Origin of the sequence: Bradyrhizobium brasilense, assembly GCF_029714345.1 — a bacterium.
GTDB lineage: Bacteria > Pseudomonadota > Alphaproteobacteria > Rhizobiales > Xanthobacteraceae > Bradyrhizobium > Bradyrhizobium australafricanum.
On the sequence record NZ_CP121669.1, the window covers coordinates 4,282,658 to 4,309,181 of the forward strand.

The following is a 26,524-nucleotide window of genomic DNA, read 5'->3' on the forward strand; positions in this document are numbered from 1 at the left end:
AGCGCAAGGGCGAGTTGTGGTGCTAGTTCGCTTGGACCGGTGGGCCGGTCTATTGCGGGAGGGCGCGCGCCGCTCTGCGCCGACGGGGCTTCGAAAGAGACGCGACTTCGAAAGTAATGACTTGTTGCGCGGATGGCACAGGAGCCCGTGGCCAAATCAGGTACATTGATACTGTATTGAAAGACTTTTCATCACCCGGAGCATTGCGTTGGCGTCAGACGCAGTCAGTCTGGCTGATACTACAAGCGTAGCGGACGCGGCGGCTGCTACAGCGCCTTTTCGCGTAAAGATCGTGACGCGCGACGAAATCGCCGGTTGTCCGGCTTGGGAGGCCAGTTTCGCCGACCTGCGCAAGGATCACCGTTACTACGAGATCCTGGAGGATACGCTTCGCGAGCGTGTCGAGTACCGGTACTTCGCAATCATCGACCGGGCGGGCTGTCTCCACGCCGTCCAGCCGTTCTTTCTTCTCGACCAGGACGTTCTCGAAGGACTTGGAGCGCAATGGCAGCCATTGCTGGCGCGCATCCGACGCTTCGTTCCCGGATTTCTCAGAATGCGCACCCTGATGGTCGGATGCTTCGCCGGGGAAGGGCATCTTGCCGGATCAAGCACGGTGCCGTCCGGCAAGATCGCGGAGATTCTTTGCGGCGAAATCGTCACTCTCGCAAGATCGTGCCGGGCGCAGCTCATCGTCCTGAAGGAATTCCCCGCGCGCTACCGGCCGGTGCTGGATTGCTTTGTCCGGCGCGGCTTCGCCCGTGCGCCGAGCATGCCGATGACGGCGCTCAATATCGAGCACGACGACTTCGATGCCTACATGCAAAATGCGCTGCCGCGATCGGCGCGCTGGCAGCTCCGCAAGAAATTCAAGGCAACCGACGGTGAAAGCATCGCTCTTACCGTCACCGACGACGCAAGGGATGCGGTCGACGAGATCTATCCGCTCTACCTGCAGGTCTTCGACCGTTCGAAATTCCGGTTCGAGAAACTGACAGCCGACTATCTCCGCCGGCTCGGCAGCGACATGAAGGACAAGGTCCGCTTCTTCATCTGGCGCCGTGGCGGGAAAGTGATCGCCTTCAGCCTTTGCATGGTCGAAGGCGACAGTCTGTTCTGGGAGTATGTCGGCCTCGACTATGTTGTCGCGCTCGACCTTCATCTTTATTACTACACCATTCGCGACATGATGAATTGGGCGATCGCCAACGGTTACAGATGGCTTCGAAGCACGGGTCTCAGCTACGAACCGAAATTCCGGATGCGGCATGATCTCGATCCGCTCGACCTCTATGTGCGGCTTCGCTCTCCGCTTCCGAACGCGATCTTCAGGCTCCTGTTGCCCTGGATCGTACCGGCCCGCTATGACAAGACCTTGCGCAAATTCGCGAACTATCGCGAAGTCTGGTAGCGACCGATTGCGCGGCGATATTCAAGGCCGATCGGGGTACGCCTTCTAAAGCCCCACCGCGGCAATCACGATCGGCATCGTGATCGCGGCCAGAATTGTCTGCAGCGTGATGATCTGGGCGAGTAGCGGCGCGTCGCCGCCCATCTGGCGCGCCAGCACATAGGCTGACGGCGAGGTCGGCACCGCGGCGCAGGCCGCGACGATAGCGAGGTTGGACCCGGTGACGCCGAACCACACCGCGAGCGCGACGGTCAGCGCCGGCATCAGCACGAGTTTCAGCACCAATGCCGCGCTGGCAGCGAGGCTGGGGCGAAAGATGCCTTCCAGATGCAGCCCGGCCCCGGTGACGAGCAGGCCGATCGCCAGCGACGAGCCGCCGAGCGCGTCGGCGACGTCATACCATATCTGTGGCAGCGGGATGTGCGCGACATTGATGACGAGCCCGATGACGCAGGCCCAGATCAGCGGGTTCTGCACGACCGTCATCACGATGGCGCCGGTCGAACGCTTCTCGGACGAGGCATATTTCGCCAGCACGGCGACGCTGAACACATTGACCAGCGGGATGATCGCGACCATCGCGACCGAAGCCAGGGCAAGGCCTGTGCTGCCATAGAGATTGCGCGACACCGAAAGCGCGACATAGGTCTGCCAACGGGTCGCGCCCTGGAAGATCGAGGTGAAGGCGGGGCCGTCGACGCCGGCGCGCGCCAGCGGGCCGCGCAGCGCGAGGCAGAATAGCGACATCACCAGCGCCGCGAGCAGCAGCGCGCCGCCGACGCCGGCGACCGGCACCGTGGTCAGGTCAGCCTTCACCAGGGTCTGCACCAGGAGCACCGGGAACAGCACGTAATAGGTCAGCCGCTCCAGCCCGTGCCATTGCGTATCGAGCGGCATCAACGTGCGCTTCAGGACGAAGCCGAGCACGATCAAGAGGAACACCGGCAGCAGCGCCGCGATCACCACGGCCATGGTCAGCGCTCCCCGCGCAACTTCGCGAGCCGGTCCAGCGCACCCTGCAGGATGAAGATCGCGGCGTGCTCGTCGATCACCTCGGCCCGCCGGGCGCGGCTGACGTCCATCCCGATCAACTCGCGCTCGACCGCCGCGGTCGAGAGCCGCTCGTCCCACAGCCCGATCGCAAGCGCGGTGAGGCCGGCGAGGTTGCGGGCAAACGCCCGGGTAGACTGCGCGCGCGGGCCTTCGCTGCCGTCCATGTTGATCGGCAGCCCGAGCACGAAGCCGACGGCGTTGCGTTCGGCGGCGATCGCGAGCAGCCGTGCCGCGTCGACCTTGAACTGCTTGCGCTGAATGGTCTCGACGCCGGTCGCGAGCCGCCGGTCCGGATCGGAGGCGGCAACCCCGATGGTCTTGGTGCCGAGGTCGAGGCCGACAAGCGCGCCGCGCTCGGGCCAGTGCGGTGCGGCTTCGATCAGGGGAAGGATGGGGGCGGGCATGGCGCTAGCGCTTAGCACGCAGCCGCGCGCCGAGGCAAAGCCCGGCACTGCCGTGGCGTCCATGCGAAAACGCCGGTCAGGCGGCGATCACCCGCTCGTCGCCACCGAGGCACGCGGCCAGCCCCTGCAACGCGCTGTATTGATGCGCGGTGCGGCGCTGGATGAACAGCGTCTCGACATGCGCATGCTGCGGATTGAGCTTGTGGATGTTGATGTCGCGCTGGACATGATCGCGCTCGACGACGGCGCGCGGCAGCAGGGTGACGCCCATGTCGGCGGCGACGCAGCCGACCATGCCGTCGAGCGTGCCGAACTCGAAGCGAACCGCCGACGGCCAGCCGAACTCGGTAAACACCTGTTCGAGACGCTGCCGGTAGGTGCAGCCGGTGCGGAACACCAGCGCGGTCGGGCCCGACTCCGGCGTGCCGGCGCGCAAGGCGGCCAGCGATTTCCAGCGCTGCGCGGTGATCAGCACCAGTTCCTCGGTGAAGGCTGATGTCGCCGACAGTTCGGCATGCTCGATCGGGCCGGCAACAAAGGCGCCGTCGAGCGAGCCGTCGAGCACGGCGGCAACGAGGTCGGCGGTCGGCGCTGTGCGCAAGGTCAGGCGCACCGCGGGATAGCGGCGATGAAACTCGGCGAGCAGCGTCGGCAGCCGCACCGCGGCGGTGGTTTCCATCGAGCCGATCGACAGCGGACCCTTCGGCTCGCCATCGTCGCGCGCGGCGAGCACGGCTTCGCGCGACAGCGCCGCCATGCGCTGCGCATAGGGCAGCAGGCGGCGGCCGGCGCCGGTCAGCGACATGCCGCGGCTGTGGCGCTCGAACAGCGCGGTGCCGATCTCGGCCTCCAGCGCCTTGATGCGCTGGGTGACGTTCGACTGCACCGTGTTCAGCTCGTCGGCGGCCCGGGTGATGCCGCCGAGCCGGGCGACCGTGGAAAAGGTGAGCAGGTCGGTCAATTCCATCCGGGACCACCGTTCTGATTTAGAGATGGTAGCGTTCTCTAGTATTCATTATCCGAGAATGTTAGGCCCGCTTAGGCTGCAAGTCCAGAACAGCAAGTCCAGAACAGGGAGCAAGCGCATGCCGATCAGCACCGAATTGACGGCACGTCTGGACATCGAGCATCCGATCCTGCTCGCGCCGATGGACACGATCGCTGGCAGCGGGCTGGTCAAGGCGGTCAGCGCCGCCGGCGGCTTCGGCATTCTGGGCGGCGGCTACGGCGACAAGACGCGGCTGCAGGCCGAGACCGCGAAGCTGAAGGGTTTTGCAAAGCCGTTCGGCATCGGCTTCATCACCTGGAGCCTCGCCAGGCAGCCCGAGCTGATCGACATCGCGCTGGATGCGCGGCCGCGCGCGGTGATGCTGTCATTCGGCGATCCCGCGCCGTTCGCGCCGAAGATCAAGGCGGCGGGCGCGCTGCTGATCTGCCAGGTGCAGAGCGAGGAGATGGCGCGGCAAGCGCTCGATTGCGGCGCCGACATCCTGATCGCGCAGGGCACGGAGGCGGGCGGTCACGGCGCATCGCGCACCACGCTCGACATCGTGCCGGCGATCATCGATTTCGCGGCGGGGCGCGTGCCTGTGGTCGCGGCCGGCGGCATCGCGGACGGGCGTGGCCTCGCGGCGATGATGATGCTCGGCGCGTCCGGCGTGCTGATGGGAACGCGCTTCTACGCCAGCGTGGAGGCCGACGCGGCCGAGCAGGCGAAGCAGCTGATCTGTGCGGCGAAGAGCGGTGAGACGGTGCGCGGCGTGGTGTTCGACTGGTCGCGCAAGCTGATGTGGCCGGCGCCGTTCACCGCGCGTTCGCTTGCCAACGATCATCTGCGGCGCTGGAGCGGCCGCGAGATCGAGCTGATGCAGCGCGCCGACGAGGTCGCGGTGGAGTATGCTGCCGCGAAGGCCGCGGCCAATTTCGATGTCGCCGCGGTGTTTGCCGGCGAGTCCGTCGGCCTGATCCATGATATCGTTCCGGCGGCCGAGATCGTCGGCCGCATCGTCGCCGAGGCCGAGCAGTCGTTGCAGGGCCGGCGCAACTCTCTTTCCTCTTTGACCTGAACAAGCGTGAGACACACCATGTGGCCGGACCGTCGATTGATCGATCGTTTCAAGACCGAATTCCCGATCGTGCTGGCGCCGATGGCCGGTGTGATGGATGCGGAGCTGGTGATCGCGGTGGCGCAGGGGGGCGGGCTCGGCTCGCTGCCATGTGCGATGCTGTCGGCCGAGAAGGCGCGTGAGCAGGTCAACATCATCCGCCAGCGCGTTTCTGCGCCGGTCAACCTTAACTTCTTCTGCCACAAGGCGGTCGACGCCGATCCGGCGCGCGAGGCGAACTGGCGGCAACGGCTGGCGCCATACTATCGCGAGCATGGTCTCGATCCGAATGCGCCGATCAATGCGGCGAACCGCGCGCCGTTCGACGCGGCGTTCTGCGCGGTGGTCGAGGAGCTGAAGCCCGAGGTCGTCAGCTTTCATTTCGGCCTGCCGGAGCCAAACCTGTTGCAGCGGGTGAAAGCCACCGGCGCCACCGTGATGTCGTCGGCGACGACGGTGAAGGAAGCGATCTGGCTCGAGGAGAACGGCGCCGACGTCATCATCGCGCAAGGCGCCGACGCCGGCGGCCATCGCGCCATGTTCCTGACCGATAACATCGCCGAGCAGCCCGGGACGTTCTCGCTGCTGCCCCAGGTGGTGGATGCGGTCAAGGTGCCGGTCGTCGCGGCCGGCGGCATCGCCGACGGGCGCGGGATCGCCGCGGCATTCGCGCTCGGCGCCTCCGGCGTGCAGGTCGGCTCGGCCTATCTGCGCTGCCCGGAGTCCAAGGTGACGGCGCAGGCCCGCGTCGCGCTGGCGCAGGCGAGCGACGAATCCACCGTCATCACCAATGTGATGACCGGCCGCCCGGCGCGCGGCGTCGCCAACCGTGTGATGCGCGAGGTCGGGCCGATCTCGCCGGACGCGCCGGCGTTCCCGCACGCAGCGACCGCCCTCGGACCGCTGAAGGCGGCTGCCGAAAAACAGGGCAAGGTCGATTTCACCAATCTGTGGGCCGGGCAGGCGGTGCGGATGGGCAAGGAAATGCCGGCGGCCGAGTTGACCCGCGCGCTGGCCGGCGCCGCGCTGGCGCGGATGGCGGCTCTGTCTCAGGCCTGACGCGCGGCCTCGTTCAGACCAGGCATGCCACGTAGAGGATCGCGACCCCCAGCGCCGTGCCGATCGACCAGAGGGCCGGGTCCCAGCCCTCCGGGCGGGGGCTGCCGTTGAGCATTGACATGACGCGCTCCGAACTTTTCTGTTTGGCTGGAGTAGGCGCCGTGAATGTTTCGGGACGACTTCGCGGCGGCCGCGAACTGGTTTCGTCGTGCGTTTCGCAGCCGGAATCCGCGGCAGGATGTCTTGTCCGGTCGCCGGATTGGCACCAAAGCCCTGTTGGGCGGGCAAATTCGCGCGGTTGCGGCGCAAAACCGGCCTCTGCTATACGGCAGGCTGACCTTTCAGCCTGACCTTTCAGCCCCGAGGCCCTATATAATGTCCGTAGACGCCACGACCGTCCGCCGCATCGCGCATCTGGCGCGGATCGCGGTCAGCGACGCCGAAGTTCCCCATCTGCAGGGCGAGCTGAACGCGATGCTGGCCTTTGTGGAGCAGCTGTCGGAAGTGAATATCGACGGCGTCGAGCCGATGACGTCGGTGACGCCGATGGAGATGAAAAAGCGCGCCGACGTGGTCAATGACGGCGAGATCGCCGACGTCATCGTCCGCAACGCGCCCGACACCGTGAACGACTTCTTCCTGGTGCCGAAGGTGGTCGAGTAACGCAAGCGTCGCGTTTTCGAGCGAAGTGGATACCGGTTCGCGTGAAGAAAACGCGTCAAACAAGAGCGACAAAGTTCAATGTGTCTGCTGTGCGACGATGAGAAGGCCTACAAGGCCTATATGGACTTCCTCGATGCCATGGAGCGCAAGGGGAAGGTCGCCGATCCCAACGCGGCGATGGACGCCGTGCTCGACCATCTCGAGGCGCTTGACGCCGCCCGCGCCAAGGAAAATGCCAAAGCCCGGCAGGACGACCCCGCCAACGACAAGACCCTGTCTCCGTTCTTCTGCAGCCCGATCAATAAATGACTGATTTGACATCGCTGACGATCGCCGAGGCCCGCGAGGGCTTGGCGAGCAAGTCTTTCACCGCCCGCGAACTGACCGATGCGCATCTCGCTGCGATCGAAGCCGCGCGCGTGCTCAACACCTATGTGCTCGAGACGCCCGACCGCGCCCGCGAGATGGCCAAGGCCGCCGACGCGAAAATTGCAAAAGGCGAGGGCGGACCGCTCGCCGGCATCCCGCTCGGCATCAAGGACCTGTTCGCGACCCGCGACATCAGGACCACGGCGTGCTCGAATATCCTCGGCAATTTCATTCCGCCCTACGAGTCGACGGTGACCTCGCAGCTGTGGCGCGACGGTGCAGTGCTGCTCGGCAAACTCAACAATGACGAATTCGCGATGGGCTCGTCGAACGAGACCTCGTGCTTCGGCCCGGTCACCAACCCGTGGCGGCGCGAGGGCTCCAATACCACGCTGGTGCCGGGCGGCTCGTCCGGCGGCTCGGCTTCGGCGGTGGCGGCTGCTCTCTGCATGGGCGCGACCGCGACCGACACCGGCGGCTCGATCCGCCAGCCCGCCGCGTTCACGGCAACCGTCGGCATCAAGCCGACCTATGGCCGCTGCTCGCGCTGGGGCATCGTCGCGTTTGCATCCTCGCTCGACCAGGCCGGCCCGATCGCGCGCTCGACGCGCGATGCCGCGATCCTGATGCGCTCGATGGCGGGGCACGATCCCAAGGACACCACGTCGGTGGACATCGCCGTGCCGGATTACGAGGCCGCGATCGGCAAGTCCGTGAAGGGCATGAAGATCGGCATCCCCAGGGAATATCGGCTCGACGGCATGCCGGCCGAGATCGAAAAGCTCTGGAGCGAGGGCGCGCAGTGGCTGAAGGCCGCCGGCGCCGAGCTCGTCGAGGTGTCGCTGCCGCACACCAAATACGCACTGCCTGCCTATTACATCGTGGCACCGGCGGAGGCCTCGTCGAACCTCGCGCGCTACGACGGCGTGCGCTACGGGCTGCGCGAACCGGGCAGGAACATCATCGAGATGTACGAGAACACCCGCGCCGATGGTTTTGGCGACGAGGTGCGCCGCCGCGTGCTGATCGGCACCTATGTGCTGTCGGCCGGTTACTACGATGCCTATTATCTGCGTGCGCAAAAGGTCCGGACGCTGATCAAGAAGGACTTCGAGGACTGCTTCGCCAAGGGTGTCAACGCAATCCTGACGCCGGCGACGCCGTCGGCAGCGTTCGGCATCGGCGAGAAGGGCGGCGCCGATCCGGTCGAGATGTATCTCAACGACATCTTCACGGTGACCGTGAACATGGCGGGCCTGCCGGGCATCGCCGTGCCCGCCGGCAAGGACTCGCAAGGCCTGCCGCTCGGTCTGCAACTGATCGGCCGTCCGTTCGACGAAGAGACGCTGTTCTCGCTCGGCGAGGTGATCGAGCAGGCGGCCGGCCGCTTCGTGGCCCCAAAATGGTGGTGAGCGATGGCGGATTTCCGCGCCAGTCTCGCTGACACCGCGCCCGATGCGGCGCTGTCGCCGCCGCTCGCCGCGTTGTGGTGGGCGAAGAAGGGCGATTGGGACCAGGCGCACCGCATCGTGCAGGACGAGGGCGACGCCAATTCGGCCTGGGTGCATGCCCATCTGCATCGCGTCGAGGGCGATCTCGGCAATGCCGGCTACTGGTATCGCCAGGCCGGCCAGCCGGTCGCAAAGGACACGCTCGAGGCCGAGTGGGAGCGGATCGTAGCCGCGCTGCTGGCGCAGCGCGGCTAAAGGACGCCGGTGCGGAGGCACCGCGAGCATTAACCTTGTTTCGGCCGCCATGCCGCCGCCCAGATTGGCCGTGATAGGCTAATGGAACCGGGCGGGGGCCAGCGGCAAAAGAGAGTATTCGTGCGTGGGTCGGGCATAGGGGGATGGCTGTCAGCAATGCTGGTGGCCGTGGTGGCGGCGGGCCTTGCCGGCTGCGCCTCCGTCTACAATCTGCCCGGCAATGTGCCGCTCGGCGCCGCGCTCGCCGACAACAGCAGCGCCCGCGACATTCCGGCCTACGAAGATGATCTGCTGCTCGCGCTGTCGTTCTCCGGCGGCGGCACCCGCGCGGCGGCGTTTTCGTTCGGCGTGCTGGAGGAGCTTGACCACACGCGTTCGAGTGCGGCGGGCACCAAGACGCTGCTCGACCGCGTCGACTTCGTCTCCGGCGTCTCCGGCGGATCGGTCACCGCCGCCTATTTCGGGTTGAAGCGCCGCGCGGCGCTCGACGATTTCCGCCAGCGCTTCCTGCTGCGCAACGCCGAGGAGGGACTGAAGACCCGGATCTCGCTCGGCAATATCGGACGCGCGCTCGGCGGCGGCGTCAACGACAGCCAGTTCACCGACTGGCTCGATCAGAATTTGTTCGACGGCGCGCGGTTCGACGCACTGGCCGACGATCGCCGGCCGCGGGTCTGGATCAACGCGTCTGATATCTACAACCGCACGCCGTTCGTGTTTGGCAAGACGTCGTTCGATGCCTTGTGCAGCGACATCAGATCGTATCGTGTCGCCGAAGCGGTGGCGGCATCCGCCGCGGTGCCGCTGGCGTTCGCCCCGATCGTGCTGCAAACCTATCCTGGCGGTTGCGCCGCGCCGCTGCCGGCCTGGCTCGAGCGGGTGCGCAACGATCCGAACGCACAGCCGTTGCTGCGCGCCTACGCCGAGGCCCAGGCACATTACCGCGACGGCTCGATGCGCTACGTCAAGCTGCTCGATGGCGGCCTCGTCGACAATTACGGCCTGTCGGGGCTGAGCATCGGCTTGCTCGCCGCGCAGCGTCCGTACGAGCCGCTGAACGAACGGCAGGCGGCCAAGCTGAAGCGCATCCTGTTCCTGGTGGTCGACGCCGGCCGCGGCATCTCCGGCGACTTCGTGCAGACGCTCGAAGGGCCGAACGGCGTCGAACTGGTGTCCGCAGCCGCCGACACCGCGATCGATGCCAGCGTGCGCTCCAGCTACGCCGCCTTCACGGCGCTCGCCGAGGACTGGTCCGGCAAGCTGAAGCGCTGGCGCTGCGGGCTGTCGGCGGCCGAGCGCAGCCGGCTCGGCGTCGGCGCCGGCTGGAAATGCGGCGACGTCGCGATCTATGTCGAGCGGCTCGGCTTCGACCGGCTCGGACCGGACCGCGCCGGCATCCTGAACGCCATCCCGACGCGGTTGTCGCTGCCGCCGGAGCAGGTCGACCAGCTGATCGCGGGCGGCGCCGACGCGCTGCGCTCGAGCAAGGCCTACCAGCAGTTCCGGCGCGGGCTCTGATCCGCCGCAGGCGACGGCGGCGGGCTGCAAGGGGACTGCAAGGCGGCTTGACTGGCGCGATCGGTTGCGCGAAGCCCAATCCATCCCAGATATCCTTTATCCGGAAACCGAGATCCATGACCGCATCTGCCGCCCCGCACAAGCTGATCAAGAGCGCCACCGGCGATTGGGAGGTCGTGATCGGCATGGAGATCCATGCCCAGGTCACCTCGAACGCGAAGCTGTTCTCCGGCGCATCGACCGCGTTCGGCGGCGAGCCCAATTCCCATGTCTCGCTGGTCGATGCCGCGATGCCGGGCATGTTGCCCGTGATCAATGAGGAGTGCGTCCGCCAGGCGGTGCGCACCGGTCTCGGGCTCAACGCGCAGATCAACCTGCGCTCGGTGTTCGACCGCAAGAACTATTTCTATCCGGACTCGCCGCAGGGCTACCAGATCAGCCAGTACAAGTCGCCGATCGTGGGCGAGGGCGAGGTGTCGCTCGAGCTCGACGGCGGCCGCAGCGTCACGATCGGGATCGAGCGGCTGCACCTGGAGCAGGACGCCGGCAAGTTGCTGCACGATCAGTCGCCGACGATGTCCTATGTCGACCTCAACCGTTGCGGCGTTGCGCTGATGGAGATCGTGTCCAAGCCCGACATCCGCGACGCCGAGCAGGCCAAGGCCTACGTCACCAAGCTGCGCTCGATCCTGCGCTACCTCGGCACCTGCGACGGCGACATGGAGAAGGGCAATCTGCGCGCCGACGTCAACGTCTCGGTGCGCCGTTACGGCGAGACCGCGTTCGGCACCCGCTGCGAAATCAAGAACATGAACTCGGTCAACTTCATCGGCCAGGCAATCGAGTACGAGGCGCGGCGTCAGATCGAGATCATCGAGGACGGCGGCTCGATCGACCAGGAAACCCGGCTGTTCGACCCGAACAAGGGCGAGACCCGCTCGATGCGCTCCAAGGAAGAGGCGCACGACTACCGGTACTTCCCCGATCCCGATCTGTTGCCGCTCGAGTTCAGCCAGGCCTTCGTCGACGATCTCAAGGCGCAGCTGCCGGAACTGCCGGACGAGAAGAAGTCCCGTTTTATTACGGGCTTCGGCCTGTCGCCCTATGATGCGAGCGTGCTGGTCGCCGAGCGCGAGAGCGCGGAGTTCTACGAGACGGTGCTGTCGGGTCTTGCCGACAAGGCGCGCGACGGCAAGCTCGCCGCCAACTGGGTGATCAACGAACTGTTCGGTCGTCTCAACAAGGAAGGCGTCGAGATCGCAGCCTCGCCGGTGTCGGCGGAGCAGCTCGCCGCGATCGTCGACCTGATCGGCGAGGGAACGATTTCCGGCAAGATCGCCAAGGACTTGTTCGAGATCGTCTGGCAGGAAGGCGGCGATCCGCGCGCGCTCGTCGAGGCGCGCGGCATGAAGCAGGTCACCGACCTCGGCGCGATCGAGAAGGTGGTCGACGACATCATTGCGGCCAATCCCGACAAGGTCGAACAGGCGAAGGCGAAGCCGCAACTGGTCGGCTGGTTCGTCGGTCAGGTGATGAAGTCGTCGGGCGGCAAGGCGAACCCGCAGGCGGTCAACGACCTCTTGAAGTCGAAGCTCGGCATCTGAACAACAGGACAATGATGTTGTCCTTGGCGCATGATCCAGCCGGATCATGCTCCCTTGCACGCTCCTTTGCCGTCACCTTCGGTGTCGTCGCGCACGCGTGAACGCGGCGTGATCCTGCCTCACACCCTCCGTTCGCGGCACGCCGGCGCCATCGGCGCCGAATCGCCGAAGCCGCGATTCGTTCGCAAATCCGGTTCGGATGACCTCAAACGAGGCAAAACCCGTCTTACCCACGAAATTTTTTTCATTGCCAAAAATTACGACTCGGCGTCGGCGTCGCGCCGCTTTTCGTCGTCGCTCGCGACTCAACGCAATGACGGTCGCGCGTCGATCGCTTCAATGCGAATTCAAGAAAGGCCTGCAATACAAGCGTTTCCTGCAACGTTGACAAATGCCGATGTCGGCGGCTGTTGCACTTCTTGCATCGTCGCGCGATTGCATCGTCGATTTGAACGGCGACGCGCGCTGTGCGCGTTGCCACCGCTGCGTCAACACTTCCTTAAGCGGGACACTGTTTTTTTCGGTCTGTTGGTGTATTCGGGAAGTAGTGCATATCGATTCCCGAGTGCACGCAGCGAAGTAGAGCCATCTCACATACTGGAGGGCAACATGGCTAAGAAGGCAAAGAAGGCGAAGAAGGCGAAGAAGGCGAAGAGCGCAGTGAAGAAGACTGCGAAGAAGACCCGCAAGGTCGCCAAGAAGAAGTAAGCCTCTCGCCTCGAGAGGATTGCCGGCGGCTTGACGTCGGCACGTCGCGAGAGCCAGCGGACGGACTGCTGAGAGGCACATCCCACCCCCAAGGCTCTGGCTGACGAAAGAGGGTGTCGGCGAGACATCAGGTCAAACGGCTGGATCGAATTTCGGAGAGGGCAACCTTCCCAAAACCGGTCCGGCAGAAGAAACAGAGATTTCTTCGTTCGGTGCGGAGCCCGCTTGGTTCCGCAATTTCACCGGCGAGAATGCCGAGCTGAAATCTGGTCCTGACGTGTTCGCCGACCCCCTCGTTCCGGCGGCCCGCGCAGTCCGCGCCCGGCAGCCACTTTCCCCATCCATCCCCGTTCCGGATCGACGCTGGGCCTGACGGCCTCGCGTTGCTTTTGTCTGTGCACCCGACCGCACGCCGCTCCGCGGCTCGTCCATGGTCGCGCCGCCCCTCCGTCAATTTCGAAACTGATTGCCTGGTGGGACCCGCCGGCGCCGCGGCCAATGTCCGCCATGGTTATCGTTGTCCCAAACACCAGGGTAAACCGCCGTTCACGAATGCAAGGAAGTGCCTGCGGCACAGGCACTTCTGCGATTCCTCGATGCGCCCTCGGCGACGCCGATTTACATCCCGTTCATCGCGATACTTAAACCGCTCTTCAAATTTGATGGGCCATGATCATCCCAACAAGCCGGCAAACGGCACGCGATGATCCCAAGGATCGGCGCGGGGCATGATCAAGAGATCAGCCCGGGAATGACAGGGTAGTTTCAACAGTGGACGGGGGCCGCGCTCGGGGGAGGGCGGCCAACAACAAAAAGGGGATTGAGAATGTTTCAGGGGGTCATCGATCAGGAAAGCGCTGTCCCGGTTGCCGCAACGGCGATCCAGGACGTGCTGTTCGAACGTGGTATGTATTGGGCGAGCGGCCGCTCCGGTGTGGTCAACCTCGTCGCGGCGCACAAATGGTTCAACCTGGCGGCGCTCAAGGGACGTACTGATGCGATCGCGCACCGCCGCGAAGTCGCCGAGCAGATGTCCGATGTCGAGATCGCGGTCGCCCAGCGTGAAGCCCGCGCCTGGATGACGACGCACTAAGCCAACCGATGTCGATGGGAGCCTCGGCTCCCTCGCTCCACCTAGAACCAGTATCGCGCCGCGTAGATCACGGTCATCAGCGCTCCGGCCACGATGACGAACTGCCGGACGATGTGGGCGGGAAGGATCCGGATCAGGAAACCGCCGGCATAGCCGCCGATCATGGCGCCGAGCAGCATCGCCAGGGTCTCCGGCCACCGCACCGCCCCCTGCAAGATAAAGATCAATGTGGCAGCGAGCGACACGCAGGTCGCGAGAAGGTTCTTCAACGCCTTGATCGCCCTGATGTCGTTGGGCTCGGTGATCGACAGCACCGCGGTCAGGATGACGCCGAGACCGGCGCCGAAGAAGCCTCCATAGATGGACGCCAGCCCAAGCACAGCGCTGCTCGCGCCGGTCGAGGGCAGGGCCGCGGCCTTGTGGCGCCCGACGGTCCATCCCTGGATCTGCGGCGCGAAGGCAAACAACAGCGTTGCAAATGCGATCAAGGCCGGCACCGGCAGCAGGAACAGCCGCTCGGGAAGCAGCAACAGCACGCCGGCGCCGACCGCGCCGCCCACCGTGGCGATCGCGACGAAGCTGATCGTGCGCCGCGTCGGCGGCGGCAGCTTGCCGCGATCGGCGAGCGCGGCGATCAAATGCCCCGGCGAGATCGCCACCGCATTCGACGCGTTGGCGATGACGGCCGGCAGGCCCGCCGCGAGCATCGCCGGAAAGGTGATGAGCGTCGCGCCGCCCGCCAGCGCATTGATGATCCCTCCGGCGACCCCGGCCGCCAGCAGCAGAAGACTTGTCTGGGTATCCATCCTTCACCCTCTTGAGGGTGAGCAGGCTAGCGGGCGGCGCGCCAATCGGTCTGGAACGTCTGTGACGTCACTTCAGCCGGGCCAGTAGACGCCCGGCGTCGTGCCAAAGGTGCGGCGGAACAGCCGGGTGAGGTGGCTCTGGTCGGAAAAGCCAGCATCGGCCGCGACTGCTGCGATCGGCTCGCCGGCGCGCAGCAATTGCCGGGCAAGATTGAGGCGGGCCAGCAGGCGGAAGGTATGCGGCGGGATGCCGAGCTCGCGGCTGACCATGCGGCTGAACCCTTCGCGGCTTCGCCCGAAGCCGGCGGCAATCGCGCCGATCGGCGCGACGCTCTCGGTCAATGCGATACCAAGCTTCGTCCTGTCGGTGCAGCCGGCGGGGTGAGATGGCGCGCACGACAGGATGTCGTCGGCGATCTCGCTGACGTGCTCAGGCGAGATCTCGTCGACGTTCCGCCAACGCTGCCCGAAGCGGATGATCCGCACCGACGAGCAGACGCGGCCGGCAGGAATGTAGGCGTTGAGGCAGACCGTTTCCTCGTCCGACATCGTCATCGGCGCATGGAGCATTCCCGCCGGAATCAGCGCGGCATGGCCGGCAGGCACGGTGACGGTGGCGCCGCCGATGCGAAAGGCGCGCGACCCCGACAGCACCAGCACGATCTGGTTCTCGTCATGGAAGTGCGGCTTGAGGGCAAGCGAGCCGGCGCCGCGCCACGATGCCAGTTCGACGATGCCGTCACTGTCGGTTCGCCGATAAGTCCAGGCATTGGTCATGGCGAGGCGAGCGATCACGGAGCTCTCGAACCGATGGGGTGGGTGATCTCCGAGCGTAGCACGGGGGTCACCGCCCGTCATGGGACGTCACCGCTGCGCAACCGAGGCGATCGGCGAGGCCGTGCGCATGGTCGCCATTGCGATGAGGGCGGCGACGAGATTGGCGGCTGCACTGATCGCCACCGGAATGAAGTAGCTGTGGCTGATGTCGTAGGCGAAGCCGGCGGCGCTCGGGCCCAGCAGCGTGCCAACCGCGACGCTGGTGTAGAGGATGCCGATGATGCCGCCGACATTGCGGCCGCCGAAATGGTCGGTGACGACAGCGGGCAGGATCGCGACCCAGCCGCCATAGAACAGGCCGAACAGCAGTGCGAAGGCCGTGAGCGACCAGAAGGTGCCGGCGATCGCCCAGATCGCCAGCGAGACGGCCATGCCGAGATACATCGCGACCAGGAATGCATCGCGGCCGACGCGGTCGGCGATGCCGCCGAGGAAGAACCGGCCGGCCGTGCTGCCGACCCCGATCATCCCGAGCAACAGCACGGCCAGCGTCGGCGCCACCTGATGATCGACCGCAAACGGCACGAGGTGCACGAAGGGCACGAATACGCCGAACGCGCTGATCAGGCAGGCGGCATAGAGCCCGGCGAAGCGCGCGCTCCGTACTGCAGCGCGGATCGAGACGCCCTGGCGGAGCGGAGCGCCCGATACCGTCTCGAGCGGATCGCCGTCCGGTCCGGTGCCGTAGCGGCGCGGATCGTCCGCGATCAGCAGCGATGCACCGATCCCGGCGACGGCGGCGACAACGCCCAGCACGACATAGGCATCGCGCCAGCCGAGGCTCGTGATCAGCCAGGTCGCGAGCGGCGGCATCACCAGTGTGCCGACCCCGATCCCGCTGACGGCGAGGCCCGACGCAAAACCGCGCCGCCTGACGAACCAGCGCTGCACGGCGCCCAAGGTCGGCACGTAGGCGCAGCCGACACCGGCGCCGATACCGATGCTGTAGGCGGCATAGACCTGGAGGATGGTCTGCGCCTGTCCCGCCAGCGCCATGCCGAGACCGACCAGCGCCATTCCGAGGCCAGCGAGCCTGCGCGCGCCCCAACGATCGGCAAGCGGACCGGAGATCATCCCCAGGCCGAAATACAGGAAGCCCGCGAAGGAGAACACCAGCGACACCGAGCCGCGCGAGGCGCCGAACTCCCGCTGCAGGGACTCGACGAAGGACGAGAATGTGTAGGCGCTGCCGAAGCCGATCAGCGTGACGACGAAGGCAGCTGCAACGACGTACCAGCCGTAGAACGGCTTGGCTCGTTGATAACCGGGGTGCATGACGGCATTCCTCATGATCGTTCTCCCTGTGCCGCATGACCACCGGCCGTGCTCGGCGGGTAGAGCAGCATCTGCGTGCAGCGAAACAGCGCGATGGTCTTGCCTGTCGCCTCGCTGCGGATCTCGGCGTCCCACACCTGGGTGGTGCGCCCGGCGTGAACGAGGCGCGCCTCGCAGCTCATGCCGCCTTCGCGCGCGGCGCCGATGAAGTTGGTCTTCAACTCCCCGGTGGCGAAGCCGATGGCGCCGTCCGGCAACGACGCGAGGCAGCCGAACCCGCATGCGGTATCGGCCAATGCGACGATGCTTGCGCCGTGCAGCAGCCCGTGCGGCGAGAAGTGTTTTGCGGCAATCTCGAAGCGGCCGCGGATGTGGCCACGTCCGGCTTCGAGCCATTGAAAGTCCAGCAGGCCGGGCAGGCTGCCGGCTTGCGACGCATTGATGCGCTCGACGAGCGGGCCGGTCTGACCGCCTGCAGCGATCTCGCGGATGGCAAGCTTGCTTGCGACCTCAGTCATGGCTTGCTCCATCAAGAAAACGGAGCCGTCGGGAGCGGCAAGGAAGGTTAGAAAATCTAAGTTCCATGGTTCAACTTTCTCTGCGTTGACGCGGCTTTCAGCATCGGATTAGGCTGATAGGGCGCCCGTAACGCCGAGTTGGCAAACCAGATTTGCTGGGCAATTGAGATTAGAAAATCTAAATTATGGAAAGCAGGCTTCCACCGCTGAACGCGCTCAAGGCGTTCGAATCCGCCGCCCGCCATCTCTCGGTGAAGCTAGCAGCCGAGGAGCTATGCGTGACGCCGGGCGCGGTCAGCCAAATGCTCAAGACGCTCGAAGCCGATCTCGGCGTGAAGCTGTTCGAGCGGGTGCCGCGCGGCATCTATCTCACGGACGCCGGCCGCGACTATCTGCCGTCGATCCGCAACGCCTTTCGCCAGATCGCGGATGCCTCGCGCCGCGTCGCGGCATCCGTCGATGTCGGTACGCTGACGGTGAGCGTCACGCCGTTCTTTGCATCGGCCTGGCTGGTGCCCCGCATGGCCTCGTTCCAGGGCGCGCATCCCGAGATCGATCTGCAGATCGTCACCAGCAACACAGTGGTCGATTTCTCGCGCAGCGGCGTCGACGTCGCGGTGCGCCACGGCCTTGGCCGCTACCCGGGGCTGCGCAGCGACCGCGTCGTCACCGTGGAGATGGTGGCGGTCGCATCGCCGTCGCTGGTGGCGCGCCTCGGGCGACCGGCGTCTCCTGGCGCGCTCGCAAGCTGGCCGCAGGTGCATGACGCCGATCGCAAGGGATGGAGCCTGTGGTTTCAGGCCAACGGCATCGCGGAGGTTCGCATGCCGCGCGGACCCTCGTTCGATGACAGCGGCCTTCTGCTGAAGGCCGTGCTGACGGGGCAGGGCGCGGGCCTGCTGCCGGCCGCGATGGTGGCACATGAGATCGCGAGCGGTGAACTGGTCCAGCTGCTCGAGACCGCGCATCTGGAGGAGTTCGCCTACTATCTCGTCTGTCCCGACAACAGGCAGTCGCTTCCGAAGATCGCGGCGTTCAGGGATTGGATCCTGGGACCGGAGGCTCAGTCGGCGGCGGAGCACTAAACGCGACGAGATTATGTCAGGCCGAGCAACGGACTCTGCTTCACCTCGCCCCGTGTGCGGGGAGAGGTCGGATCGCATGGAGCGAAGCGCAATGTGATCCGGGTGAGGGGGAATCTCCGCGAGTCTAACTCGAAGTTGTTTTGCGGATGCAGCCCCTCACCCCAACCCTCTCCCCGTAAGAACGGGGAGAGGGAGCACAGCGGCAGTGGACGGCTCACCGATAGAACGCGTTGGGCGGCACGCCAAAATGCTTGCGGAACATCGCGGTGAAGGCGCTCTGGCTGGCATAGCCGGCATCGAGCGCGACATCGACCACGCGGGCGCCGCGCGCGAGGCGTTCGAGCGCAAACAGCAAGCGGGCCTGCTGACGCCATTCGCCGAACGTCATGCCGGTTTCCCTGGCGAACAGACGATGGATGGTCTTCGACGTCAGCTTCAGCCGGCGCGCCCATTGCTCCGCCGTGGAGCCATCGTTCGGGTGGGCCACCAGCGCGGCGCAGATCCGCGCGAGCCTTTCGTCGCGCGGCATCGGCAGGTGCAGCGGCAGCACATCGACTTCGCGCAGCTGGTCGAGCAGCACGCGCATCAGGCGCTCGTCGGAGGTCGCGGGCGCATAGTCCAGCGGGACGCGCATCGCGGCGACGAACAATTCGCGCAGCAGCGGCGAGACCGCGAACACGCAGCTGGCCCGCGGCAGATTGGGAGCCGCGTCGGCGTCCACGAACACGGTGCGGATCTTGACCGCGCCGCACATCCGGACCTCGTGCGCGAGATCGGCCACGAGCCACACCGCCCGGTTGGGCGGCACCACCCAGGTGCCTTCAGCGCAGCGCACGACCATCACGCCCTCGATCGCATAGAGCAGCTGGCCGCGTGGATGCGCGTGCAGGCCGGTCGACGCGCCGCTCGGATAGTCGATCTCCATCGCCGCCATCGGCCGCGCCGTGGCGTGATAGTCGAGGTGCCGTGTGGTCAGCTCGTCCAACACGTCTTCATCTCGCATGTCCCAATCTCACTAGGTGAGGTCAGTCTAGCGTGAGACGGACTTCGGCGCGACAGGTAGTTGCTGGTGCGTCCTCCACCAACAAGCTGCCGGGTCATGTTCAAGTCAAGAGCTGCACTTCTCTATCCCTTCGTTGCCATCGTGCTGTGGGCAGGCAACGTCATCGTTTCTCGCCTCTCGGCGCACACGATCGGTCCGCAGGCGATCACCTTCTATCGCCTGCTGGTCGCGGTGCTGCTGATGTCTCCGTTCGTGGCGCGCGCCGCCTGGCGCAATCGCCGTGCGATCTGGCCGCATCTCGGTCCGCTCGCGATCCTCGGCTTCCTTGCGATGTGCCTGTTCCAGAGCCTGTCGTATCTGGCGGCCGAGACCACCACCGCGACCAACATGGCTGTCTTCACCGCGCTGACGCCGCTGTTGACGGTCGTCCTCAGTGCCGCGCTGCTCGGCGAACCGCCGACGCTTGGCATGATCTGCGGCGCGCCGCTGTCGTTTGCGGGCCTCGTCTATCTCGTCAGCGGCAGCGACTTGTCGTCGCTGTTGCAGAACGGCGTGCATGCGGGCGACGCGCTGATGCTGCTGGCCGCGATCGTTTATGCGCTGTACGGCGTGCTGCTGAAACGCTGGAATCTGCCGATCACTGGATGGCAATCCACCTACATGCAGGCGCTGTGCGCGCTGGCCGTGATGTTTCCCGCGTTCCTCGCGACGCCGGCGCCGCTGCGTCAGGTCAACGCCGAGACTTTGCCGCTGATCGTCTATGCCGGCGCGCTGGCCTCGGTGGTGCTGCCGTTCCTCTGGATCCGCGGTGTCGCGCAGCTCGGCCCGAACCGCTGCGCGATCTTCATGAACCTGCTGCCGGTGCTGACGGCCGCGGCCGCGATCGTGATGCTGGGCGAGCCGGTCAGGCCATTCCACGTCATCGGCGGCGGCCTCGCGCTGCTCGGTGTCGCTTGCGCGCAGGCCTTGCCGCGGCCGCTAAAGACCGCGATCGGTGCGCGATAACGAAGTGACGGATCGCCGATCTCGCTGTTTTGATCGCATGTGAGAAGCCAGGGCAGAATACAGCGCTACGCTCGGCGATCACCTGTTCGGTGAAACGGAGTGATCGCGATGCGTGTTGCCTTGCGTGTTTGCTTGCCTATTTCCTTGGCCTTGGCGTTGCCGCTTGTGATGCTGTGGAGCTCGGTTGCCTGCGCCGCATCGGCGCATCATCGACGCGTGCGACAGCACCTCATCATCCGTCCAAGTGAACAGGTCGTGCCTCCGGACCGGTACGTATATCCGGGCTTTGGCCCGATCCCGCCCGGCGAGAACCGAAACCTCGATCCATCCACCCGCGGCAGCGGCTGACGTCGTCACCGCCGCACTGAGCTTCATTACGTCGATGGCTCTGCCCGCGCGCAAGAAGTTGGTCAAGGACCGAGCTATGCTGCGTCGGTCACCAGCTTGTGCTGAGATCTCTCGGCGACACGCTTTTCGAGCGTGGCAATCGTTCCCTTGAGATTGGCGTGCCGCTCATTGAGCGACCTTGCCAAAATCGGATACCTCGCGTCCGATCGGTCATAAATTCCCACGCGCGCTTCTTCGGTCGCGATGTCGGCTTCGATCTGCTGGCAGGCCAGGATGAGATCGGACAGCATCTTGCTGACCGTCGACTCGCGTCCGCCACGTCCGCGACCTGTCTCAAAACGATGATGCATGTTCATTTGCGTGCTCCGAATGTCTGAGTTCGGCACACCGAGAATAGCTGGCGCCGAACTACTCACGGATACATCGCAAGTTCCCTGCCAGTTCGGGGTCCGTGAGAATACTGTCGGGGCGGCGCGGCGTATGCCGCCGGGGGGCGACAGTTTGATGGCTCGGACTATTCTCGCCGCCACGCCGGAACGCAAGCACCCAGCGTGATGCGCTTGTAGTCTCGCGCGGCGTCCTGATCTCCCGCCTGTTCGGCAAACCTAACCGCTGCTTCCATGTCTTGAGCGGCGGACGCGCTGTCGCAGAATTGGCTGCGAATTTCAGCCCGGTATCGATATGCCCTGTAGTTCATCGGGTTATACTGAAGCGCAAGGTTGTAGCTGCTTTGCTCCTCGGTGGCGCCTCGGCGCGCTTCATCCGACTGACTGCCGAAATTGGCTTGGCGATTGAGCGCCTGGAGTGTCCCGAGCTCCGTGTAACGCAGAGACATCGCACCGAGACTGGCAGGAAGTGCGTCACCCGACGAAGAAGGTTGCCTCGCCGAGGAACGTTCAATTTCGATCTTCTTGTACTTGATGGCGTTGCCGTAGTCTCGCAAGCCTTGAAAGGTGCTCGATATTTCGCCGGTGATCGACGCAAGATAAGCGGTCGGGAGGCGTCGATCGCTCAGCAGGTTGAGACACGCCCGTATCTTTGCCTGCGCAGGCAAGACGTCGCGGCATTCCTTGTCAACCACACGCCACTCGTCCCGCGAATGCAGCGTCGGCGACGTCTGCGCAGCAGGCAGAACGAGAACCAGCGCGAAACAGATCGCTGACCTGAGACCGCGACTTGGGCCATCCATCTATTTCTTCGCCTTCAGCTCGAGCTCGACCGGCCGGCGGATTCTGCGTGCGGGCGCCTTGATCATTTGATGCCAAATAATCAAGCCGAGGGAAAGCTGACGCGGTTCATGGATGGACCTAAAAGTGAGGCCGTTCGTGACTGGGAAAGACCGAACGGCCCCAGCCGGCCCGTAGTGCCAAAATGGAAGAAATAGGCCGGCGCTCCAGTTACGGAGTCGCCGGACAAATGGTTTCACCAGTGCCAATCGACGTCGCTACCGTACGCCCCCCGATGCGGCCGCTTGCTATGAACGGGCAGGGTCGGCTTGACGACAGGTCGTCAGGACAAACGCAGCCTTGCTGCATTGCCACTCGCTGCCAAGCGCAGCGCTCGAGACCGGCCGCGGGGCAGCAGCGATCGCCAGCACAACAACCATGCAAGCCAGCGAAGTCGCGACCACGAGCCCGCCTGCCTTGGATGAGAAGCGCTGCCGTAACCAGGGACCCAAGTCGGCGGATCGGTGAAGCTGGGCGTTACGCAGAACCTGGTCGGTATCCTGGAATTGGATGCCACTGTCTTGCTGCATGGCCTTACCCCGGAAATGTTCAGGTGAAATAAACAATGCGGGGATGGTGGGCGCGGTTTGTTGCGTGCTCGCTTCGCGGCGCCGGGAATGATGTTTCATTCACGCGGAGGTGACAACCGGTCGAGGCCAGGGGCCAATGCCGGCATTCCTCCACGACGACCCTTTTGGGACCGCCGCTCAAGAGAGGGTAAAGGGCCGCTTTTTCTGTGGCTTGGGGACAAGACCGGACGACCAAGAGCTCTGGAAAATACTTTCGAAGTCACAGTCGGCGCGTCGCACGCCAACACCGTTTTGGAGGGAATACGGGCGATTTGCCTCGGCGGTCCTCCATTTCGAACGGAGCAGCGTCGAGTACGGCGAAGGCGCCATCGCGCGGCGCTCGCCGTGTTGGTCGCTGGCCTGCTCGATAGGCCGCTTCCGGATCGTCTGCCCGGCTGGGCAACCGACTGGATCTGGTCGAATCCCCAAAAAGTACGCCGCCGGTCTCAAAAATACACGCCCGGCGGCGTTTCCTTCCTGAACTGGGACACTGAAATCCCCAGCACGGTCCAGAGTGCAGGCACTATGCCATCGCGGTTCGCGCCGGGGCGGCTAAGTACCCATGCCGCGTCGCTGGATTGCTTGACTTAGATCAAACCCCACGACCGAAAAGCAGCCTCGCATGCGCTCCTCCTGTAATTTCAATGGAGGGTAGCATGGCGGTAGTCGTGCAGTACGTGGTCAAGCCGAATCCAGGCGGTGACCTCGCAGGAATACTGGAATTGGCAAAGGAGAGTGCCGGGCTTTGGCGCAAGTATGGTGGCAAACCAAGGTTCTGGTCTGTCGCCGTCGGTGAAGCCGGCAATTTCGTTTTCTCAGTAAATTTTGAGACGTTTTCGGCTTACGGCGCGGCGGTTGACAAGCTGAACGCCGATCCAGCTTTCCAGACCTGGCAAGCGAAGAGATTGAAAGCGGGCTTGACCACCCTTGTGCGCGCGAACATGGCGATCGAGATTGAACTTTAAGGGAGTGCCGTTCAGCACGCCAAAAGTACGCCGCCGGGCTCGAAATGGCATTGTCCCGGCGGCGCTTCTTTATCCAGCCTTGGTCATATTTGCAGTAACGGTCGAACTGATCGCCGTCTCAAGTTTCGGAAAATCGGCGCGATTCTGAGAGATGAATTTGACCGTGCTCTCGCACGAGGTTGTCACCCATGTCTTAGGTACGACCTGTTACCCATGTCTCCGGGCTGGACAATAGTTGGCTGGCGGAGACGGAGGGATTCGAACCCTCGATAGGCCTTTACAAGCCTATAACGGTTTAGCAAACCGCCGCCTTCAGCCACTCGGCCACGTCTCCAATGGCGCCGATATGCCCGAGAGGGCGCTGAGCCGCAAGCGGCAGATTCAGATTGCGCCAAGGTGATTTGAGGGCAACTCGGCCGCCGGCCGTTCCCAAGCCTTTATATGCCGCGCCGATAGGCTCGTATCGGAGCGCGCGGATGCTTAAAATGAAAGATATAACAATAGATTAGCGTGATATTTGGTTGAGGCCGGAAGCGGCGGGCGCCAAGTCTGTTGAAAACCGGTTGCGCCGGCTCATTCCACGCTGGCGCCGCGTCGCAAATCGGCCTCGATCTGCAATTTGGTGCCGCCGCCGAACCGGGCGCGATAGACCTGCAGGTTTTCCATGATCCGCTGGACGTAGTTCCGCGTCTCCGAGAACGGAATCAGCTCGACCCAGTCGACCGCGTCGACCTTGGGATCGCGCGGATCGCCATAGCGCTCGATCCACTTCCGCACGCTGCCGCGGCCGGCATTGTAGGCGGCGAAGGTCAAGATGTAGGAGCCGCGATAGTCCTCGAGCAGGCCGCCGAGCTCGGCGGCGCCAAGCATCGCGTTGTAGACCGGGTCGGTCTTCATCCGGTTGAGGTCGAAGCCGATGCCGGCGCGCTTGCAGACGTAGCGCCCGGCGTCCGGCGTCACCTGCATCAGGCCGTAGGCCTGGGCCGGTGACACCACCGCAGGATTGAACGCGCTCTCCTGGCGCGCGATCGCGTAGACGACGCTCTGCTCGACCTCCGGCCCGACCTGGCGGAACGACGGAATGCCGTTCACCGGATAGGCGTAGTGATCGAATGGCAGTCCGCGGTTGAGCGCGGCCTTGCCCATCAGCAGCATGCCGCGGGCATCGCCGTGGCGCGCGGTGAGCTCGCCGAGGCCGGCAAGGGCCTCCGGATCGCCATTGTCGCCCATGTCGCCGAAGATCGGGATCGCGAGCTCGCGCGCATCGATTTCGTAGAGCAGCGCCACCGCGCGTACGATCTCCAGCCGCTCGGCGCCGCGGCCGCGCGGCGCGCTGTTCAGCTCGATCTGCGGCAGGCCGAGTTTGGCACGCGCGAGCTGGCCGTAATAGCTGGTGGACTGCTCGGCCGCGCGTCCGTAGGCGGCGCGCGCCTCCTGGCCGCGGCCGGCGGCCTCCGCGGCGCGGCCCTGCCAATAACCGGCACGCGCCAGCGCGGTCGGGTTGGCGCTGCCGACGCCGATCCGCGCGAAATGCTGGGCGGCGAGGGCGGGATCGTTGAGGAAGCGCAGCGCGATCCAGCCCGAGGTGAATTCCTGCTCGGTCTTGTAGATGTCGCGGGCCGGCAGCGCCGCGTCGCGCGCGATCAGATAGGCGGTGCGAAACTCGTTGGTGTCGATCATCTTGCGCGCCAGCAGCCGGCGCTCGATCCACCATTCGTCGACATTGTAGAGGCGGGAGGCTTCCTTCGGCGCGCTCAGCATCAGCCGCGCGGCCTCTGCGAATTTCTCCTCGCGGCGGAGCAACTGAATCTTGGCGAACAAGTAGCCGGTGTCACCGGAGAGCTCGCTCGGCACAGCTTCCAGCAGCGCGCGCAGGTTCGAACCCTTGCGGGTGGCGGCGATGCGTGCCTTCGCGAGCGCCACGTAGCCCGAGCCAAGGCGTTTGGCTTCGCGCATGCCGGCGGCCTCGTTGTCGGTGCCGTAGAGCATGGTGTCCATGCGTGCCTTGTGGTCGCCGGCAGTCAGCAGCGAGCCGAATAGGTCGAGCGCGGTGTTTTCGGTGTCCTCGCTCATCCCGTCGTTGCGCCAGGCTTCGCGGACTAGGCGCTCGGCATTGCCGCGGTCGCCGCGTCCGATCATCACCTTGGCGAGCGCGAGCCGGCCCTTGGCCGAGACCGGCGATTCATTCTGGAACCAGGCCCAGACCGCGGAGTCGTCGCGGCGGTCGTCCCACAACGAGGCCTCGATGCGGCGACGCAGGAAGGTCTGCGACGGCCAGCTCGGATTGGCATCGAGGAAGGCGCGGTAGCGCTCGACCGAGGCGCCGTTGTCCTCGCTGCGCAGGATCAGCCATTCGGCAAGCTTGCGCGCGACCGGATCTGAGATCGAGGCCTCGGCCTCGGTGGCGTCCGCCGGCTTGCGCTTGCGCAGCAGCTCGACGACGCTTGCAAGCGCTTCCTTGTCCGAGTGCGACGTCGAGGATGTCGCGGCCACGGCCGCAGGCAGCACCGGCTTGCGCGCGATCGGCGCGGCATGCTGGCGGGTTGCCGGAACCAGTGCGGGCGCGGGCACCGACCTGTTCGATACAGTTCCGGTTGCAACCGGAGAGGCGGGCTTTGACGCGGTGGTCTTTGACGTGGCGCCCTTGGATTCCGTTGTCTTCGGAGCCGTTGCCTTGTGAGCTTCGGTCTTGGCAGGAGCTGCCTTGGCTCCGTCTGTCTTGACCGCACCGGGCTTGGGCGACGTTGTCTTGTGAGCCTCGGTCTTGTGAGTTTCAGTCTTTTCAGCGCTGGTCTTGGCAGCGTCAGTCTTGGCAGCGCCGGGTTTGATTGCCGCTGGCTTTGAAGCCGCCGCCTTCGGAGCCGTGGACTTCGGCGTGGTCTTGGAGGCGGCGCCCTTGGAAGCCGCGTCTTGGGCAGCCGGCTTCGCGGTTGGAGCATCCTCGGCGGCCCAGGCATCTGCCGTGATGGCGGCAAGGCCAACAACGAGCGCCAGGCTCGTCGCCAGCGCCGTCGACCGCAATGTGCCTGCACGAACGGAACGGATCACAGAAGTCCTCTGCGGCCCCGAATCATCTGGTCGTTTGGGCCATGGGTTCTTATTTGATTGAAAACGTACACAAAATACTAAGAAGCCTGCCGGTGCGGCTGTTTGCGCCAGCACAACGGCAAAATCGCGGCTGGAAACGATGTCGC

Annotated in this window: 25 protein-coding genes and 1 tRNA gene; 14 read left to right on the top strand and 12 right to left on the bottom strand. The window is 65.1% G+C overall.

Annotated elements, in window-relative coordinates:
* Positions 1-292 precede the first annotated feature (292 nt).
* The gene (locus tag QA635_RS20050; RefSeq protein WP_283071230.1) at positions 293-1,411 is read left to right on the top strand and encodes a GNAT family N-acetyltransferase; all 1,119 of its coding nucleotides are present in this window, start codon (positions 293-295) and stop codon (positions 1,409-1,411) included.
* A gap of 45 nt (positions 1,412-1,456) precedes the next feature.
* Here QA635_RS20050 and QA635_RS20055 read toward each other — a convergent pair whose 3' ends face one another.
* The 3 genes from QA635_RS20055 to QA635_RS20065 form a co-directional block, all read right to left on the bottom strand.
* Entirely contained in the window at positions 1,457-2,383 is a 927-nt protein-coding gene (locus QA635_RS20055; protein WP_253639727.1) for an AEC family transporter, read from the bottom strand.
* Between the two features lie 2 nt (positions 2,384-2,385).
* Positions 2,386-2,868 carry a Holliday junction resolvase RuvX gene (gene ruvX / locus QA635_RS20060; protein ID WP_028341005.1) on the bottom strand — a complete coding sequence of 161 codons (483 nt, stop codon included), beginning with the start codon at positions 2,866-2,868 and terminating at the stop codon, positions 2,386-2,388.
* A 76-nt stretch (positions 2,869-2,944) separates the two neighbouring features.
* On the bottom strand, positions 2,945-3,835 hold the full coding sequence (locus tag QA635_RS20065) for a LysR family transcriptional regulator (RefSeq protein ID WP_283071233.1): 891 nt from the start codon (positions 3,833-3,835) through the stop codon (positions 2,945-2,947).
* Between the two features lie 118 nt (positions 3,836-3,953).
* On the opposite strand from QA635_RS20065, the gene QA635_RS20070 reads away from it, so the two are divergent.
* The 10 genes from QA635_RS20070 (at position 3,954) to QA635_RS20115 (ending at position 13,693) form a co-directional block, all read left to right on the top strand.
* Positions 3,954-4,934, top strand: coding sequence for an NAD(P)H-dependent flavin oxidoreductase (locus QA635_RS20070; protein WP_283071235.1), 981 nt, complete (start codon positions 3,954-3,956; stop codon positions 4,932-4,934).
* A gap of 18 nt (positions 4,935-4,952) precedes the next feature.
* Complete coding sequence (locus QA635_RS20075; RefSeq protein WP_225644801.1) at positions 4,953-6,032, top strand: NAD(P)H-dependent flavin oxidoreductase; 1,080 nt, start codon at positions 4,953-4,955, stop codon at positions 6,030-6,032.
* 375 nt (positions 6,033-6,407) lie between these two features.
* On the top strand, positions 6,408-6,695 hold the full coding sequence (gatC, locus tag QA635_RS20080; RefSeq protein WP_057020773.1) for an Asp-tRNA(Asn)/Glu-tRNA(Gln) amidotransferase subunit GatC: 288 nt from the start codon (positions 6,408-6,410) through the stop codon (positions 6,693-6,695).
* A gap of 78 nt (positions 6,696-6,773) precedes the next feature.
* Positions 6,774-7,004 (top strand): hypothetical protein, encoded by a 231-nt coding sequence (locus QA635_RS20085; RefSeq protein WP_279706456.1) that lies wholly within the window; start codon positions 6,774-6,776, stop codon positions 7,002-7,004.
* Positions 7,001-8,476 carry an Asp-tRNA(Asn)/Glu-tRNA(Gln) amidotransferase subunit GatA gene (gatA, locus tag QA635_RS20090; RefSeq protein ID WP_283071240.1) on the top strand — a complete coding sequence of 492 codons (1,476 nt, stop codon included), beginning with the start codon at positions 7,001-7,003 and terminating at the stop codon, positions 8,474-8,476. The genes QA635_RS20085 and gatA overlap by 4 nt, the downstream gene beginning before the upstream one ends.
* Positions 8,477-8,479: 3 nt before the next feature.
* Entirely contained in the window at positions 8,480-8,770 is a 291-nt protein-coding gene (locus QA635_RS20095) for a hypothetical protein (RefSeq protein WP_225158888.1), read from the top strand.
* A gap of 156 nt (positions 8,771-8,926) precedes the next feature.
* Complete coding sequence (locus tag QA635_RS20100) at positions 8,927-10,288, top strand: patatin-like phospholipase family protein (protein WP_057020770.1); 1,362 nt, start codon at positions 8,927-8,929, stop codon at positions 10,286-10,288.
* Between the two features lie 116 nt (positions 10,289-10,404).
* The gene (gatB, locus tag QA635_RS20105) at positions 10,405-11,892 is read left to right on the top strand and encodes an Asp-tRNA(Asn)/Glu-tRNA(Gln) amidotransferase subunit GatB (RefSeq protein WP_057020769.1); all 1,488 of its coding nucleotides are present in this window, start codon (positions 10,405-10,407) and stop codon (positions 11,890-11,892) included.
* A gap of 30 nt (positions 11,893-11,922) precedes the next feature.
* A complete protein-coding gene (locus tag QA635_RS20110; protein ID WP_283071243.1) occupies positions 11,923-12,600 on the top strand; it encodes a hypothetical protein in 678 nt (225 codons plus the stop codon).
* Between the two features lie 826 nt (positions 12,601-13,426).
* Positions 13,427-13,693, top strand: coding sequence for a hypothetical protein (locus QA635_RS20115; protein WP_057020768.1), 267 nt, complete (start codon positions 13,427-13,429; stop codon positions 13,691-13,693).
* A gap of 41 nt (positions 13,694-13,734) precedes the next feature.
* On the opposite strand, the gene QA635_RS20120 is transcribed toward QA635_RS20115, so the two are convergent.
* The 4 genes from QA635_RS20120 to QA635_RS20135 form a co-directional block, all read right to left on the bottom strand.
* Positions 13,735-14,499 (bottom strand): sulfite exporter TauE/SafE family protein, encoded by a 765-nt coding sequence (locus QA635_RS20120; protein WP_283071244.1) that lies wholly within the window; start codon positions 14,497-14,499, stop codon positions 13,735-13,737.
* Between the two features lie 72 nt (positions 14,500-14,571).
* Positions 14,572-15,294: an AraC family transcriptional regulator gene (locus QA635_RS20125; protein WP_283071245.1), complete on the bottom strand. Its 723-nt coding sequence runs from the start codon at positions 15,292-15,294 to the stop codon at positions 14,572-14,574.
* 69 nt (positions 15,295-15,363) lie between these two features.
* A complete protein-coding gene (locus QA635_RS20130; protein WP_283071247.1) occupies positions 15,364-16,626 on the bottom strand; it encodes an MFS transporter in 1,263 nt (420 codons plus the stop codon).
* Positions 16,623-17,129, bottom strand: coding sequence for a PaaI family thioesterase (locus tag QA635_RS20135; RefSeq protein ID WP_283071249.1), 507 nt, complete (start codon positions 17,127-17,129; stop codon positions 16,623-16,625). Before QA635_RS20135 ends, QA635_RS20130 begins: the two co-directional genes overlap by 4 nt.
* A gap of 185 nt (positions 17,130-17,314) precedes the next feature.
* Here QA635_RS20135 and gcvA point away from each other — a divergent pair, with 185 nt between their 5' ends.
* Positions 17,315-18,214: a transcriptional regulator GcvA gene (gcvA, locus tag QA635_RS20140; RefSeq protein WP_283071251.1), complete on the top strand. Its 900-nt coding sequence runs from the start codon at positions 17,315-17,317 to the stop codon at positions 18,212-18,214.
* A gap of 214 nt (positions 18,215-18,428) precedes the next feature.
* Here gcvA and QA635_RS20145 read toward each other — a convergent pair whose 3' ends face one another.
* Positions 18,429-19,217, bottom strand: a complete 789-nt coding sequence (locus QA635_RS20145) for an AraC family transcriptional regulator (RefSeq protein WP_253623796.1) — start codon at positions 19,215-19,217, stop codon at positions 18,429-18,431.
* A gap of 96 nt (positions 19,218-19,313) precedes the next feature.
* Here QA635_RS20145 and QA635_RS20150 point away from each other — a divergent pair, with 96 nt between their 5' ends.
* Positions 19,314-20,222 (top strand): DMT family transporter, encoded by a 909-nt coding sequence (locus QA635_RS20150; RefSeq protein WP_283071255.1) that lies wholly within the window; start codon positions 19,314-19,316, stop codon positions 20,220-20,222.
* A gap of 422 nt (positions 20,223-20,644) precedes the next feature.
* Here the strand turns inward: QA635_RS20150 and QA635_RS20155 are convergent, their stop codons facing one another.
* Together QA635_RS20155 and QA635_RS20160 are read right to left on the bottom strand one after the other, a co-directional pair.
* Complete coding sequence (locus tag QA635_RS20155; protein ID WP_283071257.1) at positions 20,645-20,926, bottom strand: hypothetical protein; 282 nt, start codon at positions 20,924-20,926, stop codon at positions 20,645-20,647.
* A gap of 158 nt (positions 20,927-21,084) precedes the next feature.
* Positions 21,085-21,651, bottom strand: a complete 567-nt coding sequence (locus tag QA635_RS20160) for a hypothetical protein (protein WP_283071258.1) — start codon at positions 21,649-21,651, stop codon at positions 21,085-21,087.
* Positions 21,652-23,021: 1,370 nt separating this feature from the next.
* Here QA635_RS20160 and QA635_RS20165 point away from each other — a divergent pair.
* Positions 23,022-23,330 carry a hypothetical protein gene (locus QA635_RS20165; protein ID WP_283071260.1) on the top strand — a complete coding sequence of 103 codons (309 nt, stop codon included), beginning with the start codon at positions 23,022-23,024 and terminating at the stop codon, positions 23,328-23,330.
* Between the two features lie 240 nt (positions 23,331-23,570).
* Here QA635_RS20165 and QA635_RS20170 read toward each other — a convergent pair.
* Positions 23,571-23,664 (bottom strand) — tRNA-Ser (locus QA635_RS20170).
* A gap of 239 nt (positions 23,665-23,903) precedes the next feature.
* Positions 23,904-26,375 (bottom strand): transglycosylase SLT domain-containing protein, encoded by a 2,472-nt coding sequence (locus QA635_RS20175; RefSeq protein WP_425249197.1) that lies wholly within the window; start codon positions 26,373-26,375, stop codon positions 23,904-23,906.
* Positions 26,376-26,524 lie beyond the last annotated feature (149 nt).